Source organism: Streptomyces sp. NPDC005485, from assembly GCF_040606085.1.
In the GTDB taxonomy this organism is placed as follows: Bacteria; Actinomycetota; Actinomycetes; order Streptomycetales; family Streptomycetaceae; genus Streptomyces.
In genome coordinates this window covers 1-16531 of sequence record NZ_JBEXDZ010000191.1, presented here as the reverse complement: position 1 = coordinate 16531, position 16531 = coordinate 1, and the positions used below count along the sequence as shown (strand labels likewise).

The window sequence follows — 16531 nt, the reverse complement described above, 5'->3', positions numbered from 1 at the left end:
GGGAAGGCCGCCCTGGTCGCTGCATTCGGTGCCGTAATCAGCCCGTGGGCTGCGGCTGCGGAGTCCGGGTGGGTTCCCGGGTCCGCCCCGGCTGCTTCAACAGCAGCGCGATGGCCGCCGCGAGCATCGAGATGCCGCCGGCCAAGGCGTAGGCCCCGTTGTAGCCCCAGGCCGCGACCACCATCGAGCCCAGCCCGCCGCCGAACAGGCCGCTGATCAGCTTGCCGCTGTACACCAGCCCGTAGTTGGTGGCGTTGTAGTTCTCGCCGAAGTAGTCCGGGGTCAGGGCCGCGAACATCGGGTAGAAGGCCCCGCCGCCGAACCCGGAGAGGAACGCGAAGAACAGGAACAGCCATTCGCTGCGGACGTCGCCCGCCCAGATCACGCCGAACTGGGCGAGCCCGAGGACGACGATGACGAACACCAGGGTCGGCTTGCGGCCCCAGGTGTCGGACAGCCAGCCGACCACCGCACGGCCGACGCCGTTGATGACCGCCATGATGCCCATCGACGACGCGGCGACCAGCGGGCCGAAGCCCACTTCCTTGGCGAAGTCGACCTGGAAGGAGATCCCGAAGATGGAGACGCCCGCGGTCATGACGAGGGTGATCCACATCAGGGGGAGCACGCCTGTCCTCATGGCCTCCTTGGGCGTGTACTGCTTCACCGCGGGAGGGTTCTTGGCGAGGCTCGCCGCGCTCTTGCCGTTGCCGGAGAACGTCAGCGGGTCGACGTCGGCCGGCCACCAGTTCTTGGGCGGGTCCTTGAAGAAGAACGCGCAGGACAGCACGACGACCATCACGTAGCAGCCGATGAGGTCGAGGACCCGGTGGTAGTTGGCGGTGTCGAACGCGTAGTTGAAGATGAAGATGAACGGCAGGGAGCCGTACGCGAAGCCGCCGTTGACGAAGCCCGTCCGGGCGCCCCTGCGCTCGGGGAACCACTTGCCGACCATGTTGATGCAGGTCGCGTACACCAGGCCGGAGCCGAGCCCGCCGACGACACCGAAGCCCACAATGGCCAGCAGCACGTTGCTCAGGTGCGACAGGGCGAGGAATCCGACGAGACACATGACCGCGCCGATGTACATGGCCCTGCGGGCGGTCAGGATGCCCTTCTCCCGCAGCCAGCCCGCCGGGAAGGCGATGCCGGCCTGGAAGAAGACCCAGACGCTCAGGATCCAGAAGGTGTTGCTCTGCGTCCAGCCGTGTGCGTGGGACAGGGTGTCCTCTGCCGAGCCGTACGCGTACTCGAAGACACTGATGGCCATCATGGCGAGCCACGGCAGATACACCATGAACTTCCGTGAGTGGCCCAGGATGTCCCGGTCGGTCTCGCCGATCCGGTAGACGCGGCCCCGGGAGTCGGTGACTTCGCGGTAGGTGGGTGATGAGGGGTGCGAGGCACCGGTGCCGTCCGACGCGTCCTTCGCTGCGATGGGGTCTGCCGTCATGTCACGCCATCTCCTCGCCGAGCGGTTGCGGATTGGGGACGATGCTGCGGGTCTTCGGCCGGTCCGGTGCCTTCAGGAACAGCGCCAGCACGGCGGAGGCGAGGCCGACGGAGCCCGCGAGCACGAAGGCGCCGTGGTAGTCCCACGCGCCGACGACGACCGCGCCCATGCCCGAGCCCACGAGGCCGGAGATCAGCTTCGAGCTGTAGACCATGCCGTAGTTGGAGGCGTTGTTGTTCTCACCGAAGTAGTCGGCCGTCATCGCGGCGAACAGCGGGAAGATCGCGCCGCCGCCGAACCCGGAGACCATGGAGCAGAACAGGAAGAACGGCATGCTGCCCAGCTGGCCGGAGACCAGCACACCGAACTGGGCCGAACCCAGCACCAGACACACGATGATCAGAGTGTTGCGGCGCCCGAAGCGGTCGGAGATCCAGCCGATCACCCCGCGCCCGGTGCCGTTGACGATGGCCTTCAGGGACATCGCCGTGGCCACGATCCCGCCGGCGAACCCCATGTCCTTGCCGAACGGCACCTGGAAGGCGATGCCGAAGATGTTGATCCCGGCCGTGCACAGCAGACAGAACCACATCATCCAAAGAACAGGTGTACGGGCGGCCTCCTTCGGGGTGTACTGCTTCACGGCGGGCGGGTTCTTCTCCAGCGCCCGCCGGATCCTCGGGTCGTCTGACACCTTTAGCGGATCCACGTGCCCCGGCCACCAGCCCTTGGGCGGATCCTTGAAGAACCAGCCCGCGAACGCGACGACCGAGCAGCAGATCACGCCGACCATCACCAGGACACCCTGGTAGTTGCTCAGGTCCATGTACGAGGTGAACAGGAAGACGAAGGGCACCGAGCCGTAGGCGAAACCGCCGTTGACCATGCCGGTCTTGCCGCCCTTGCGCTCCGGATACCACTTGCCGACCATGTTCACGCAGGTCGCGTAGACGAGGCCGGCTCCGATCCCGCTGAACATGCCGAACCCGATGTACGCGACGGTCACGTGCGGCGCGAACGCCAGCGAGAGATAGCCGATGACCGTGCCGAGCGCGCCGAGGAACATGGCGTACCGCGCGGGCAGCCGTCCGCTCTCGCGCAGTTGACCGGCAGGGAAGGCGACGGCCGCCTGGAAGAAGATCCAGACACCCATCAGCCAGAAGATGTGCCCACTGCCCCAGAGATGAGCGTCGTGCAGGGTGTCCTCGGCCGACGTGAACGCGTACTCCGAGGAGCTGATGCCCAGCATGCCGATCCATGGGAAGAGCACCATGGTCCAGCGTGGTCGCCCCATGATGTCCCGATCGGTCTCCCCGATGCGGTACAGGCGGCCGTTGCGATCCGTCACCTCCCTGTAGGAGGCGGATGTCGATAGGTCGGTGGTTGTCATGTCGCGTAGCACCCCTCGCGTCGAAAGATCTGGCCAGCGCCCCCTGTCCAAATGCCTTTCGTGTGCGCACGGGTCCCGGGGCGGCCGACGCGCACCGTCGGCCGCCCCGCCCTCGGGTCACCTCATGAGCCGCCCCCCAAAAGGCCCGCCGCGCGCGCCCACCGGTACTTGGCGCCGAGGACGGCCACCGGCTTCTCGGTCGTGTACGGGTACGCCACGACGCCGCGCTCGAAGAGGTACTGGCATGCCTCCTCGACCTCGACGTCGCCCGCGAGCGAGGCCACCACCGGCTTCTCGATGCCGCGCTCCCGGAACTCGGCCACCACGCGCGCGGTGAGCTCGGCGAAGACCATGGGAGGGGTCACGATGGTGTGCCAGTAGCCGAGGACGAGCGCGTGGATGCGCGGGTCCGTGAGGCCGAGCCGGATCGTCGCCTCGTACGTCGACGGGGGCTCGCCGCCCGTGATGTCGACCGGGTTGCCCGCGGCTCCGAAGGGCGGGATGAACTCCCTGAAGGACGCGTCCAGGTCCGGCGGTATCTCCATCAGGGACAGTCCGTTGTCGGTCACCGCGTCCGACAGGAGGACACCGCTGCCGCCGGCCCCGGTGATGATCACGACGTTGTCACCCCGCGGAGCGGGAAGAACCGGCAACGCGCGCGCGTACTCCAGCATGTCGTTGAGTCCCGGAGCCCTGATGACACCCGCCTGCTTGAGGATGTCGTCGTAGACGGCGTCGTCGCCCGCGAGCGCACCCGTGTGGGATCCCGCGGCCTTGGCGCCCGCCGCCGTACGGCCCGCCTTGAGGACCACGACCGGCTTCTTGGGAACCGTCGCCCGGGCCGCCTCCACGAAGGCGCGGCCGTCCTTGAGGTCCTCCAGGTGCATGGCGATGCACTCGGTGTGCGGGTCCTCGCCGAACCAGGTGAGCAGGTCGTCCTCGTCCAGGTCCGACTTGTTGCCGAGCCCGACGATCGCCGAAACACCCGTCTTCGTAGTGCGCGCGAAACCCAGGATGGCCATCCCGATGCCGCCGGACTGCGAGGTCAGCGCGACGCCGCCCTTCACGTCGTACGGCGTGCAGAACGTGGCACAGAGGTCGTGCCACGTCGAGTAGTAGCCGTAGATGTTCGGCCCGAGGAGGCGGACGCCGTGCCGTTCGGCGATGGCCACGATCTCGTCCTGCAGGGCGTGTTCACCGGTCTCCGCGAACCCGGAGGGGATCAGTACGGCGTTGGGGATCCCCTTGCGTCCCACCTCCTCCAGGGCCGAGGCCACGAACTTGGCGGGAATCGCGAAGACCGCCACATCCACCTCACCGGGAACGTCCGTGACACTCTTGTACGCCTTGCGGCCCAGAATGTCATCGGCCTTGGGGTTCACCGGATGGATCTCCCCGGCGAAGCCGCCGTCGATGAGGTTGCGCATCACCGAATTGCCGATCTTGCCCTGTTCGTTGGACGCGCCGATCACGGCGACCGACGAGGGCTGCATCAGCCGGCGCATCGAGGTGAGGATCTCCTCGCGGCCGTACTTGCGCCGCTCCTTGGGGAGCGACTGCGCGAGGATCACGCGGATGTCCGCCGCGACCGCACCCTGGGGAGTGGCGATCACCGGGTTCAGGTCCACCTCGGCGATCTCCGGGAAGTCCGCGACGAGTTCGGAGACCCGGCGGATCTGCTCGGCGATCGCCCAGCGGTCCACGGCCGGCGCGCCGCGCACCCCGCGCAGGATCTCCGACGCGCGGATCGAGTCCAGCATGGACAGCGCCTCGTCGGCGTCCACCGGGGCGAGCCGGAAGGTGACGTCCTTGAGGACCTCCACCAGCACACCGCCGAGCCCGAAGGCGACGACCTTGCCGAAGGTCGGATCCGTGACCGCCCCGACGATGACCTCCTGCCCCTGGGGCAGCAGCTCCTGCACCTGTACGCCGGCGATGCGCGCCTGGGGCGCGTAGGCCCGCGCGTTCTCGATGATCCTGCAGAACGCGGCGCGTACGTCCGCCGCGCCCTCCACGCCGACGACCACGCCGCCCGCGTCGGTCTTGTGCAGGATGTCGGGGGAGACGATCTTCATCACGACGGGTCCGCCGAAGCGCGCCGCGTACGCCACCGCCTCGTCGACGTCGGTCGCGAGTTCCTCGCCGGGAACCGCGATGCCGTACGCGTCGGCGATCACCTTGCCCTCGGGCGCGGTCAGCGCGGCGCGCCCCTCGGCCCGTACGGAGTCGAGGAGTGTGCGCACCCTCAGCACCCGGTCTTCGGCCATCACTCAGATCACTCCGTTCGACTTGAGCAGGCGCAGCTCCTCGTCGCCGAGGCCGAGCTCGCCGATGTAGACCTCTTCGTTGTGCTCGCCGAGCAGCGGTGAACTGGTCACGTCCACGGGGGAGTCGGAGAGCTTGAGCGGGCTGCCCACGGTGGTGAACTCGCCCCGCTGCGGGTGCGGCACCTTCACGACCATCTCGTTGGCGACCAGCGACTCGTCCTCGATGATCTCCTTGGTGGACAGGATCGGGCCGCACGGGATGTTGTGGGCGTTGAGCTTCTCCAGCACCTCCCACTTGGGGAGAGTCGAGGACCACTCCTCGATGAGCTGGAACATCTTGCCGAGTTGGGGCAGGCGTGCCGCCGGAGTCGCCCACTCGGGGTCGTCGGCCAGTTCGGGCCGTCCGATGAGCTCGCTGAGCGGCTTCCAGCCGACGGGCTGCACGATGACGTACACGTAGTCGTTCGGGCCGCCCGGCGCGCACTTGACCGCCCAGCCCGGCTGACCGCCGCCCGACGCGTTCCCGGACCGGGGAACCTCGTCGCCGAAGTCGTCGTTGGGATATTCACGGAGCGGGCCATGTGCCAGTCGCTGCTGATCGCGCAGCTTCACCCGGCAGAGGTTGAGCACAGCGTGCTGCATGGCCACATTGACCCGCTGACCGCGCCCGGTGTTCTCCCGCTGGTACAGCGCCGCGAGAATCCCCGCCACGGCGTGGATGCCCGTGCCCGAGTCACCGATCTGGGCCCCCGTCGCCAGCGGCGGTCCGTCCTCGAAGCCCGTGGTGGACATCGAGCCGCCCATGGCCTGCGCGACGACCTCGTACGCCTTGAAGTTGGTGTACGGGCCGTCCCCGAACCCCTTGATGGAGGCATAGACGATACGGGGATTGATCTCCTGGATGCGGTCCCAGGTGAAGCCCATGCGGTCGACCGCGCCCGGTCCGAAGTTCTCGACCATGATGTCGGAGCGCCGGATCAGCTCGGTGAGGATCTCCTTGCCGCGTTCGGTCTTGGTGTTGAGGGTGATGCTCCGCTTGTTGCAGTTGAGCATCGTGAAGTAGAGGGAGTCGACGTCCGGGAGGTCGCGCAGCTGCCCGCGCGTGATGTCTCCGGTCGGCGCCTCCACCTTGACGACGTCCGCGCCGAGCCAGCCGAGCAGCTGGGTCGCGGAGGGTCCGGACTGGACATGCGTCATGTCGAGGACGCGGATGCCTTCAAGTGCCTTGGTGGTCACCTGGGTCACCTCACTTGTACATCGTCTGGTTCATGGTTCCGGGGGCGTACGCGTCCGGGTCGACCCAGACGTTGATCAGTGACGGCTTGCCCGACTCGCGGGCGCGCCGCAGCGCCGGGGCGATGTCGGCGGGGTCGCGGACCTCCTCGCCGTAGCCGCCCAGCATCTGGGCGAACTTGTCGTAGTGGACGTCGCCGAGGGTGTTGCCGATCCGTTCGCGCTCCAGGCCGTACTTCGCGGCCTGGCCGTAACGGATCTGGTTCATCGAGGAGTTGTTGCCGACGATGCCGACGAAGGGGAGGTTGTAGCGGACGAGGGTCTCGAAGTCCCAGCCGGTCAGGGAGAACGCGCCGTCCCCGAAGAGGGCGACGACCTCCTTGTCGGGCCGTGCCTGCTTGGCGGCGAGGACGAAGGGGATGCCGACGCCGAGGGTGCCGAGGGGGCCCGGGTCCATCCAGTGCCCGGGTGACTTGGGCTGGACGACCTGACCGGAGAAGGTGACGATGTCGCCGCCGTCGCCGATGTAGATCGAGTCCTCGGTGAGGAAGTCGTTGATCTCGCTCACCAGACGGTAGGGGTGGATCGGCGAGGAGTCGGACCTCAGGCTGGGCAGCCGCTTCTCGATCGCGGTCTGCTCGGCGGCGCGCAGCTCGTCCAGCCACTCCTTGCGCCTGGCCGCGCCTCCGTTGAGGCGCCCGGAAGCGGCCTCGGTCACCGACTTCAGGATCAGCCCCGCGTCGCCGACTATCCCGAGGTCGATGTCGCGGTTCTTGCCGACGGTCCGGTAGTCGAGGTCGATCTGCACGACGGTCGCGTCCGGCGACAGCCGCTTGCCGTAGCCCATGCGGAAGTCGAAGGGCGTGCCGACGATGACGATCACGTCGGCGTTGGAGAACGCGTACCGGCGCGAGAGCTGGAAGTGGTGCGGGTCCCCGGGAGGCAGGGTGCCGCGTCCGGCGCCGTTCATGTAGGCGGGGATGTTGAGGGTGCGGACGAGGTCGATGGCGGCCGCGGTGCCCCGGGTCGTCCACACCTGGCTGCCCAGCAGGATCGCGGGCTTCTCGGCGTGCACGAGCAGGTCGGCGAGCTTCTCGATCGCCTCGGGGTCGCCGATCGAACGGGTCGATGCGCGGTACTGGCCGGCGGCGGGGATCCGGGCCTTGTCCACCGGCACCTTTGCGTCCAGCACATCGCGCGGGATCTCCAGGAAGGAGGGGCCGGGCGCTCCGTGGTAGCACTCGCGGAACGCCATCGAGACCATGTCGGCCGCGCGCGCCGTGTCCGGCACCGTCGCCGCGAACTTGGTGATCGGCGTCATCATGTCGACGTGCGGCAGGTCCTGGAGGGACCCCATCTTGTGCTGCGTGTGCGCCCCTTGGCCGCCGATCAGCAGCATCGGGGACTCCGCGCGGAAGGCGTTGGCGACACCGGTCACGGCGTCGGTCGTGCCGGGACCCGCCGTGACGACCGCGCATCCTGGCTTCCCGGTGATGCGTGCGTAACCGTCGGCGGCGTGCGCGGCGACCTGCTCGTGGCGGACGTCGACGACCTCGATGCCCTCGTCGACGCAGCCGTCGTAGATGTCGATGATGTGGCCGCCGCACAGGGTGTAGATGACCTCCACACCCTCCGCTTTGAGTGCCTTGGCGACCAGATGCCCACCGGAGATGAGGGCTTGGTTCCTGTCGCTGCTGTCGTCAGGCATGGCGAAGTCCTGTCCCTTCGTAGGGGGGTGGAACGCTCTCGCGGTACATTGCATACAGTCGACGAATACTGTATGAAGCTTGTTATCCCGCATCCGGTGGGTGGTGTCCAGGGGGCGTGCGGCACTTTTGAGTCAGGAGCCGGAATGGACCTGTACGAGCACCAGGCAAGGCAACTCTTCGAGGAACACGGCATCTTGGTGCCGAGGGCCGAGGTCACGGACTCGCCCAAGGAGGCACGCGAGATCGCCCGCAGGCTCGGCGGCCGTGTCGTCGTCAAGGCGCAGGTGAAGACCGGAGGCCGCGGCAAGGCGGGCGGTGTGAAGCTCGCCGCGGACCCGGCCGCCGCCGAACTGACCGCACGCCAGATCCTCGGCATGGACATCAAGGGCCACACCGTCGGCAAGGTCATGCTGGCCCAACCGGTCGCCATCGAGAGCGAGTTCTACGTCTCCTACGTCCTCGACCGCACCGCCGGCCGCTTCCTCGCGATCGCCTCCGCCGAGGGCGGCATGGAGATCGAGGAGGTGGCCGCGAGCAGGCCCGAGGCCGTCGCCCGCATCCCGATCGACCCCGCTGAAGGCGTCACCACGGCGACGGCGGCCGCGATCGCCGAAGCCGCGGGCCTGCCCCCGCAGACCGTCGACGTCCTCGTGCGGCTCTGGGAGGTGCTCACCCGCGAGGACGCCGTACTCGTCGAGGTCAACCCCCTGGTCCGTACGGCACAGGGGCAGATCCTCGCCCTGGACGGCAAGGTCACCCTCGACGACAACGCCCGCTTCCGTCAGGCACGTTGGGGAGGTGACGAGGCCGAACACGGCGACCCGCTGGAGGCGGCAGCCGCGGCTAAGGGGCTCAACTACGTCAAGCTGGACGGCGAGGTCGGCATCATCGGCAACGGAGCGGGCCTGGTCATGTCGACGCTCGACGTCGTCGCGGGATGCGGCGCCCGTCCCGCCAACTTCCTCGACATCGGCGGCGGAGCCTCCGCCCAGATCATGGCCGACGGCCTGTCCGTCATCCTCTCCGACCCGGCCGTGAAGTCGGTCTTCGTCAACGTCTTCGGCGGGATCACGGCCTGCGACGCGGTCGCCGACGGCATCGTGCAGGCCCTGGAAGCCGTCCAGTTGACCAAGCCGCTCGTGGTCCGCCTCGACGGCAACAACGCGGTACGCGGCCGCGCGGTCCTCGAGGAGCGCGCGCATCCGCTCGTCGAGCAGGTCACCACCATGGACGGCGCCGCGCGCCGTGCCGCCCGACTCGCCCACGCCGGCTGAAGGAGCAGGACATGGCCATCTTCCTCAGCAAGGAGAGCAAGGTCCTCGTCCAGGGCATGACCGGCGCAGAGGGCATGAAGCACACCCGTCGCATGCTCGCGGCCGGCACGGATGTCGTCGGCGGCGTCAACCCGCGCAAGGCGGGACGCGGCGTCGACTTCGACGACCGGGCCGTACCCGTCTTCGGCTCGGTCCGCGAGGGCATGGCGGCGACCGGCGCCGACGTCACGGTCGTCTTCGTGCCACCCGCCTTCGCCAAAGCGGCCGTTGTCGAGGCCGCCGACGCCGGGATCGGCCTCGCGGTCGTCATCACCGAAGGCATCCCGGTGCACGACTCGGTCGCCTTCCACGCGTACGCCGCCGCGCAGGGCACCCGTGTCATCGGACCCAACTGCCCGGGACTGATCACTCCGGGCCAGTCCAACGCGGGCATCATCCCCTCCGACATCACCAAGCCCGGGCGCATCGGCCTGGTGTCCAAGTCGGGCACACTCACCTACCAACTCATGTACGAACTACGCGACATCGGCTTCTCGACATGTGTGGGCATCGGCGGCGACCCCGTCGTCGGCACCACGCACATCGACTGCCTGGCCGCGTTCCAGGACGACCCCGACACCGAACTCATCGTCCTCATAGGAGAGATCGGCGGTGACGCCGAGGAACGCGCGGCCGCATACGTCCGCGACCACGTCACCAAGCCTGTCGTCGCCTACATCGCCGGATTCACCGCGCCCGAGGGCAGGACGATGGGGCACGCGGGCGCGATCGTGTCGGGTTCCTCCGGCACCGCGGCCGCCAAGAAGGAAGCGCTGGAGGCCGTCGGCGTCAGGGTCGGAGGGACCCCGACCGAGACCGCGGAACTGGTCCTGGCCCGGCTGGAGGCGGAGCGCGCCGGCACTCATGGCTGACCTGAGGTGATTCCCGCGGGCCGGCCCGCCGCGCCACGTTCCTCCGTACCCGCGCGACGCCCTCCTCTGTGCGTACGCGACCCGTGCTCGTGCCGGCCCGTGCACCATGCAGGTCGGCAGGAGCCGGCCCCTCCCTCCCGCCCCGACTGTGCACCGAGAGCGGAGACACCCGATGGCATCCATCCTCAGCTCCACCCCACTCGTCGTGAAGTCCGGTACGTCCTGGGCCGACGCCTGGCAGCGCTGCCTCGCCGTCGCCCCCGAGGCGTTCCGCGACGACCGCGTCCTCAACCTCTGGGGCGCCGCCTGGCAGGCGGACGGCCGGGCGCTGCCCGCCACCAGCCCGGTCGACGGCAGCCCCATCGCCGGGCCGCCCCGCCTCAACGGCGCCACCGCCCGCGAAGCCGTACGCGCCTCGCTCGACCAGCACCGCGCCTGGCGCCACGTGCCCCTCGCCGAACGCCGCGCCCGCGTCGCGGCGACCCTCGACGCACTCACCGAGCACCGCGAACTGCTCGCCCTCCTCCTCGTGTGGGAGATCGGCAAGCCCTGGCGGCTCGCCCAGGCCGACGTGGACCGGGCGATCGACGGCGTGCGCTGGTACGTCGACGGCATCGAGCCCATGGTCGAGGGGCGCACCCCGCTCGACGGCCCGGTGTCCAACATCGCGAGCTGGAACTACCCGATGAGCGTGCTCGTTCACGCAATGCTGGTACAGGCATTGGCAGGCAACGCGGTCATCGCCAAGACCCCGACCGACGGCGGCGTCGCCTGTCTCACCCTGGCCAGTGCGCTCGCCGCCCGCGAGGGAATCCCCGTCACCCTTGTCAGCGGCAGCGGCGGCGAGCTGTCGGAGGCGCTCGTGCGCGCACCCGAGATCGGCTGCGTCTCCTTCGTCGGCGGCCGCGACACGGGCGCCGCCGTGGCCACCGCCGTCGCCGACCTCGGCAAACGACACGTACTCGAACAGGAGGGACTCAACACCTGGGGCATCTGGAACTACAACGACTGGGACGCTCTCACGGCCGTCATCCCCAAGCTCTTCGACTACGGCAAGCAGCGCTGCACGGCCTACCCGCGCTTCGTCGTCCAGCGCGACCTCTTCGACGAGTTCCTCGCCGCGTACCTCCCGGCCGTGCGCACCCTGCGAGTGGGGCACCCGCTCGCCGTCGAGCACCCCGAGGACCCGTTCCCCGAGCTGGACTTCGGACCGGTGATCAACGCGGCCAAGTCGAAGGAGCTGCACGACCAGGTCGCCGAGGCCGTCAGCCGGGGCGCCGTCCCGCTGCACCGCGGCAAGCTGTCGGACGCCCGCTTCCTGCCCGGCCAGGACACCTCGGCGTACGTCCAGCCCGTCACGCTCCTGAACCCGCCGTCGTCCTCGCCGCTGCACCACGCGGAGCCCTTCGGCCCGGTCGACACCATCGTCCTGGTCGACACCGAGGCCGAGCTGCTCGCCGCCATGAACGCGTCGAACGGCGCTCTCGTCGCCACCCTCTCCACCGACGACGAGGCGACCTACGACCGGCTGGCCCCGCAGATCCGCGCGTTCAAGGTCGGCCGCGGCAAGCCCCGCTCCCGCGGCGACCGGGACGAGCTCTTCGGCGGCTTCGGCGCGTCCTGGCGCGGCGCCTTCGTCGGCGGCGAACTACTGGTGCGCGCCGTCACCCAGGGCCCCGAGGGCGAGCGGCTGCCCGGCAACTTCCCGGACTACCAGCTCATCCCGTGAGCCGCGGGCGGGCGGCACCCTCCCGGGGCGTCGCCCGCCGGGCGACGAACGGGACGCGCCCCACTCCACCGCGATGTGACCCCGTGGCGACCACACGACAGCCACGGGGCCTATCCGATGCCCTGCCGGTCGGGGAGCAGGGCGAAGGCGAGGTCGGCCGCCTCCGTGACCGTCCTCTCCACGGCCTGCACCAGCAGCTCGCGATGGCGCAGCAGCGGCTCACGGCGCTCCTCGGCGACGGCCGGCAACAGATCGTCGAGGCCGGCCATCATGCGCCGGGTGACCTGCGGACTCTGCGCCGCGCATCCCCGGATCTCGGCGAACCCGAGATCCACCAACTCGGTCCAGCCCGGCACCGGTTGCACCAGCCGCACGGCTCCTTGCCGATCGCGGTGCAGCGACGTGTCGAGCGGTCTGCGGGCCAGCGCGGCGAGGAACTGCACGATGCGGTCCAGGGCCTGCACGGCCGTCGTCGGGTCGTTCACGGCGGGTGACAACGCGCGCAGCGCGATGTCGGACAGCTGCCGCAGCCCGAACCCGAGATCCTGGTGGAAGGTGCGCTCGACGCCCACGGACACCGTGTAGCGCAGCGCCCGCCGGGAGGGAGCGGGCCCGCCGTGCACGGCCAGCACCGGGGTCCCCGGCACCACGAAGTCCCCGATCCGTGGGATCAGCCGCAGCACGACCCCCTGCTGTCGCGCCGCACGCACCAGCCGCGCGATGTTCACATCCCGCAGCACTCCCGCGCGCCCCTGGTGCGCCACCTGCGCCGTCTCGGGCCCGAGGTCCTCCGCCGCGCCCAGGGCGAGAGCGGCCGGCATGTGCTGCACCACCCGGAACGACTCCGAGGTGATCCGGTCGACCACGTGCCCCACCCGCATCAGGCGCAACGTCTGGTTCACGTACATCACGAAGAGCAGCAGGCTCAACGCCACCATGAACAGCGTCATGATCGACTGCACCAGGGGCACGGACGTCACCAGCCGGGGGTCCGGCTCTCCGTCGTACGACGTCAGGACGAGCAGCGACAGCAGAAAGGTCGCCAGGAACACGGCGAAGGTGGCCTTGGTGATCCTGCTCCGTACGAAGATCCGCACCACTCGTGGACTGAACTGCCCGCTCGCCATCTGCACGGCGACCAGCGAGATGCTGAACACCACACCGATGAACGTCATCATCGCCGAGCTGACCACGGTGACCACGGTCTTCGCGTCGTCCGCGAAGCGCAGCAGCTCCTTGACCGCGTCGTAGTCCCCGGCGTCCTGCAACGCCTCGACGATCTCGGTGTCGAGGTCCGCCGCCACCGTCCAGGCCACGCCCACCAGCACCATCGCCGCGGTGGGCGCGAACCAGAACGTGTCGCGAAGATGCTCCCGCAACGGCGACAACGCCCTCGGCCGCCGCCCCGCACGGGGGCCTCCCGTAGTCATCCAGTCACCCATGGTGAGACTCTATGTGCGCCCCCGCCGTGTCCCGCGGACCCGCTCCGGAGGCCCGGATACGCAGGTGAAAGCCACCCCGAAACCTTGGTATTGTTGTGCATGTCGCCGCGGGGAACACCCCCGGCCAGGCGGCAGACACCTAGTCCGGGTGGCGGAATGGCAGACGCGCTAGCTTGAGGTGCTAGTGCCCTTTATCGGGCGTGGGGGTTCAAGTCCCCCCTCGGACACTTTCTCGACATATACGGATGGTCCTGACCGAGTCTCGGTCAGGACCATCCGTTTTTCGTGTTCGGGCCCGCCCTCGTCGACCTGGTCGTCATCGACGAGGCCAGACAGTGCGCCCTCCCACACGTGCATGGTCACAGTCACCCGGACTGCGGTGTGAGGGCGGCGCAACCGAACTTCCCACGCGGCCTAACAGGTCGGAAACCGCCTGGCGGGGTGGTCGGACTAGCTTCGTGAGTATGAGGGTGTGGGAGTCGGCACGGTCGTTGCTCGGCAGGCTTGGCGCAATCGGCAAGGGCAGGTTGCGCAAGGGGAGTTCAATGCGCCGCCACCGTGACCGAGTGGCTCCCGGCCGTCGGCCGGTGCCTGGCTGGCGCAGCGTCAGGGGCCGGGTCGCGGTGGTCATCACGGTGCCGATCTGTCTGTTGCTGGCGGTGGCCGGTCTCGCCGTGCAGGGCCGCGCCGAGGCCCTTGCCGACGCCCGGACGACCCGTACCGAGGTCGGCCTGAGCCTGCGGATCCAGGCCCTGGTGCACCAGCTTCAACGCGAACGCGGCCTGACCAACGGCCTGTTGGGCGGTGAGCGGGAGTTCCGCGCAACGCTGGCCGCCACCCGCAAGCGCGTTGACACGGCGCTGCACGGAATGCGCCGGGATGTCGCCGTCGAGGGTGTCGTCCGACGGCACCTGGGTCGGCTGGCCGTCGTTCGCGCCGCCACCGACGGGGGCACCGCTGACCGCGCCGCGACCCTCAGCTTCTACACCACCGCCGTCGGCGCCCTCAACGCCGTCGACCCGGTGGCAGAGACAGCGACGGGTTCGGACAGTCAACTGCGCGACGGGCTCGCGGCGTTGAGAGAGCTCGCCGCGGCCAAGGAATCCGTAGCTCTCGAACGCGGCCTTCTCAACGGCGTGTTCGCCGACGGCGCCTTCCACGGCCGCGAGTACCTCTCCTTCACCGAGGTACGCGCCACGCGCGTCGCCGCCCTGGACCGATTCAGGCAGGTCGCCACCGCACCCCAGCGCGCGGCTCTGGAACGCGCCTTCGGAACCGAGGACGCCGAGCGCGCCACCGCCTACGAGAACCGGGCGGAGGACGCCGCCGACGGCTCCGTCCTTCGCGTGGACGCCGGCACCTGGTGGGACGCGATGACCGTACTCGTCGACGATCTGTACGCCGTCCAGCGGTCCGTCGGTGACGATGTGCGGGACCGGGCCGACCGGCGCAGCCATGACGCCGAGACGGGCCTCACCGCGTACCTCGTCTCGGGAGCGCTGGTGGCCGCACTCCTCGCGGGCCTCGCCGCTTTCGCCTCCCGTTCCCTCACCCGCCCGCTCGGCGCGCTCGCCGAGGCCGCCCACGACGTGGCAACACACCGGCTGCCCGCGACCGTCGCCCGCATCCAGCAGGCCCCACCGGGCCAGGAAGAGCTTCTCCTCGCAGGGGACGCCCAGGACGCCCCCGATCCGCAACTGCTGGGCGGCGCGGCCGAGATCACCAAGGTCGCGGCCTCCCTGCACCAGGTGGAACGCACCGCCCTGCACCTCGCCGCCCAGCAGGCCGGCCTGCGCCGCATCACCACCGAATCGCTCGCCAATCTCGGCCGCCGCAACCAGAACCTCGTACGCCGGCAGCTCGGCCTCATCACTCGCCTGGAACAGCAGGAACTCGACCCGGACGCCCTCGCCGAGCTCTTCGAGCTCGACCATCTCGCCACCCGGATGCGGCGCAACGCCGAAAATCTGCTGGTACTGGCCGGGCAGAACCCTCCGCGGCCCACGGCGGCGCCGGCCGGCAGCCTGGAAGTCGTCCAGTCCGCGGTCGCCGAGGTCGAGCAGTACCGGCGGGTGCTGATCGCGACCGTGGAGCCGGTGCGGGTGCGCGGGCACGCCGTCGCGGATGTCGTCCACCTCCTTGCCGAGCTCATCGAGAACGGGCTGACCTTCTCGCCCCCGACCGAACCGGTCGAGGTGCACGGTTGGTACGACGCCCCGGACGACACGTACTGCTTCGCCGTCGTCGACCACGGCGTCGGCATGTCCGAAGCCGACAGGGAACGCGCCCACGCCCGCTTCTCCGACTCAGGGGAGGAGGCCCTCCTCGCCGCGCCCACCCGGTTCCTCGGCCACCTCGTCGTCGGCCGGCTCGCCCATCGCCTCGGTGAAGGCACCCAGGTCCAGCTCTTCGACACCACCGGCGGCGGCCTGTCCGCACTGCTCGTCCTCCCCGGGCGCCTGCTCGCCCCCGCGGAGAACCCCTCAGTCCCGGCTCCGCCCGCCCGGCCCGCGGTCTCCTCCCTGCTCAACGGCTTCAGAGCAGGTGTCGCTCGTGCCGAAGCCCGAACCGCCACTCAAGGAGCGTCATCGTGACCACTGCCGTCCAGAGTTTCGGCTGGCTCATCTCGGAGTTCACACGCACCACCGACGGCGTCACCGACGCCGTCGCCGTCTCCTCCGACGGCCTGCTCATGGCCGCCTCGGACAGCCTCGACCGAGATCGCGCCGACCACCTCGCCGCCGTCGTCTCCGGTATCACCAGCCTCGCCCAGAACGCGTCGACGACACACGGCTTCCGAGGCATGAAACTCGTCATGATCGAAATGTTCGGGGGCTTCCTCATGGTCGGTCGCATCCGCGACGGAAGCTGCCTCGGCGTCCTCGCCGCCGAGGGCTGCGACGTCGGCCTGGTCGGCTACGAGATGTCCGTCCTCGCCGACCGCGCAGGCGAACTGCTCACCCCGCGGTTGGTACGCGAACTCCACTCCGCGCCCGTGGGCGCACGGTAGCGCGGGGCGTGGTCGAGCGACGCGAGCCAACCGCAAGGAAGACAACGGGGGAGGGCCCGGGCGGCCGTGCTCCCGCCCCGGGCGCCGTAGGCTGTTTGCGTGCTCTTGCTAGC

11 protein-coding genes and 1 tRNA gene are annotated in these 16531 nt (G+C 69.5%); 6 read left to right on the top strand and 6 right to left on the bottom strand.

Annotation, left to right across the window (positions count from 1 at the left end; genetic code table 11):
- Window positions 1–37 precede the first annotated feature (37 nt).
- The 5 genes from ABZS97_RS38665 to ABZS97_RS38645 all read right to left on the bottom strand — a co-directional run bounded on the left by ABZS97_RS38665 (window position 38) and on the right by ABZS97_RS38645 (window position 8051).
- Window positions 38–1453, bottom strand: a complete 1416-nt coding sequence (locus ABZS97_RS38665) for an OFA family MFS transporter (protein ID WP_356146230.1) — start codon at window positions 1451–1453, stop codon at window positions 38–40.
- 1 nt (window position 1454) lies between these two features.
- Window positions 1455–2843 carry an OFA family MFS transporter gene (locus ABZS97_RS38660; RefSeq protein WP_356146227.1) on the bottom strand — a complete coding sequence of 463 codons (1389 nt, stop codon included), beginning with the start codon at window positions 2841–2843 and terminating at the stop codon, window positions 1455–1457.
- 122 nt (window positions 2844–2965) lie between these two features.
- A complete protein-coding gene (locus ABZS97_RS38655; RefSeq protein WP_356146224.1) occupies window positions 2966–5110 on the bottom strand; it encodes an acetate--CoA ligase family protein in 2145 nt (714 codons plus the stop codon).
- 3 nt (window positions 5111–5113) lie between these two features.
- Window positions 5114–6355 (bottom strand): formyl-CoA transferase, encoded by a 1242-nt coding sequence (gene frc / locus ABZS97_RS38650; RefSeq protein WP_356146220.1) that lies wholly within the window; start codon window positions 6353–6355, stop codon window positions 5114–5116.
- 1 nt (window position 6356) lies between these two features.
- Window positions 6357–8051 carry a thiamine pyrophosphate-binding protein gene (locus tag ABZS97_RS38645; RefSeq protein ID WP_356146215.1) on the bottom strand — a complete coding sequence of 565 codons (1695 nt, stop codon included), beginning with the start codon at window positions 8049–8051 and terminating at the stop codon, window positions 6357–6359.
- Window positions 8052–8195: 144 nt separating this feature from the next.
- On the opposite strand from ABZS97_RS38645, the gene sucC reads away from it, so the two are divergent.
- The 3 genes from sucC to ABZS97_RS38630 all read left to right on the top strand — a co-directional run bounded on the left by sucC (window position 8196) and on the right by ABZS97_RS38630 (window position 11966).
- Window positions 8196–9326 (top strand): ADP-forming succinate--CoA ligase subunit beta, encoded by a 1131-nt coding sequence (gene sucC / locus ABZS97_RS38640; protein ID WP_356146208.1) that lies wholly within the window; start codon window positions 8196–8198, stop codon window positions 9324–9326.
- Between the two features lie 11 nt (window positions 9327–9337).
- On the top strand, window positions 9338–10237 hold the full coding sequence (gene sucD, locus ABZS97_RS38635; RefSeq protein ID WP_356146203.1) for a succinate--CoA ligase subunit alpha: 900 nt from the start codon (window positions 9338–9340) through the stop codon (window positions 10235–10237).
- Window positions 10238–10409: 172 nt separating this feature from the next.
- Window positions 10410–11966 (top strand): aldehyde dehydrogenase family protein, encoded by a 1557-nt coding sequence (locus ABZS97_RS38630; RefSeq protein WP_356146200.1) that lies wholly within the window; start codon window positions 10410–10412, stop codon window positions 11964–11966.
- 110 nt (window positions 11967–12076) lie between these two features.
- Here ABZS97_RS38630 and ABZS97_RS38625 read toward each other — a convergent pair whose 3' ends face one another.
- Window positions 12077–13408 (bottom strand): DUF2254 domain-containing protein, encoded by a 1332-nt coding sequence (locus ABZS97_RS38625; protein WP_356146197.1) that lies wholly within the window; start codon window positions 13406–13408, stop codon window positions 12077–12079.
- Between the two features lie 142 nt (window positions 13409–13550).
- Here ABZS97_RS38625 and ABZS97_RS38620 point away from each other — a divergent pair.
- From ABZS97_RS38620 to ABZS97_RS38610, 3 genes are all read left to right on the top strand, one after another.
- A tRNA-Leu gene (locus ABZS97_RS38620) sits at window positions 13551–13635 on the top strand.
- 339 nt (window positions 13636–13974) lie between these two features.
- Entirely contained in the window at window positions 13975–16002 is a 2028-nt protein-coding gene (locus ABZS97_RS38615; RefSeq protein ID WP_356146194.1) for a nitrate- and nitrite sensing domain-containing protein, read from the top strand.
- Entirely contained in the window at window positions 15999–16418 is a 420-nt protein-coding gene (locus ABZS97_RS38610) for a roadblock/LC7 domain-containing protein (RefSeq protein WP_356146192.1), read from the top strand. The genes ABZS97_RS38615 and ABZS97_RS38610 overlap by 4 nt, the downstream gene beginning before the upstream one ends.
- Window positions 16419–16531 lie beyond the last annotated feature (113 nt).

Excerpts from the sequence above, each read along its gene's own strand:
- sucC (WP_356146208.1), top strand. The coding sequence starts at position 8,196 with ATGGACCTGTACGAGCACCAGGCAAGGCAACTCTTCGAGGAACACGGC.
- ABZS97_RS38665 (WP_356146230.1), bottom strand. The coding sequence starts at position 1,453 with ATGACGGCAGACCCCATCGCAGCGAAGGACGCGTCGGACGGCACCGGT.
- ABZS97_RS38655 (WP_356146224.1), bottom strand. The coding sequence starts at position 5,110 with ATGGCCGAAGACCGGGTGCTGAGGGTGCGCACACTCCTCGACTCCGTA.
- sucD (WP_356146203.1), top strand. The coding sequence starts at position 9,338 with ATGGCCATCTTCCTCAGCAAGGAGAGCAAGGTCCTCGTCCAGGGCATG.
- ABZS97_RS38630 (WP_356146200.1), top strand. The coding sequence starts at position 10,410 with ATGGCATCCATCCTCAGCTCCACCCCACTCGTCGTGAAGTCCGGTACG.
- ABZS97_RS38645 (WP_356146215.1), bottom strand. The coding sequence starts at position 8,051 with ATGCCTGACGACAGCAGCGACAGGAACCAAGCCCTCATCTCCGGTGGG.
- ABZS97_RS38660 (WP_356146227.1), bottom strand. The coding sequence starts at position 2,843 with ATGACAACCACCGACCTATCGACATCCGCCTCCTACAGGGAGGTGACG.
- ABZS97_RS38625 (WP_356146197.1), bottom strand. The coding sequence starts at position 13,408 with ATGGGTGACTGGATGACTACGGGAGGCCCCCGTGCGGGGCGGCGGCCG.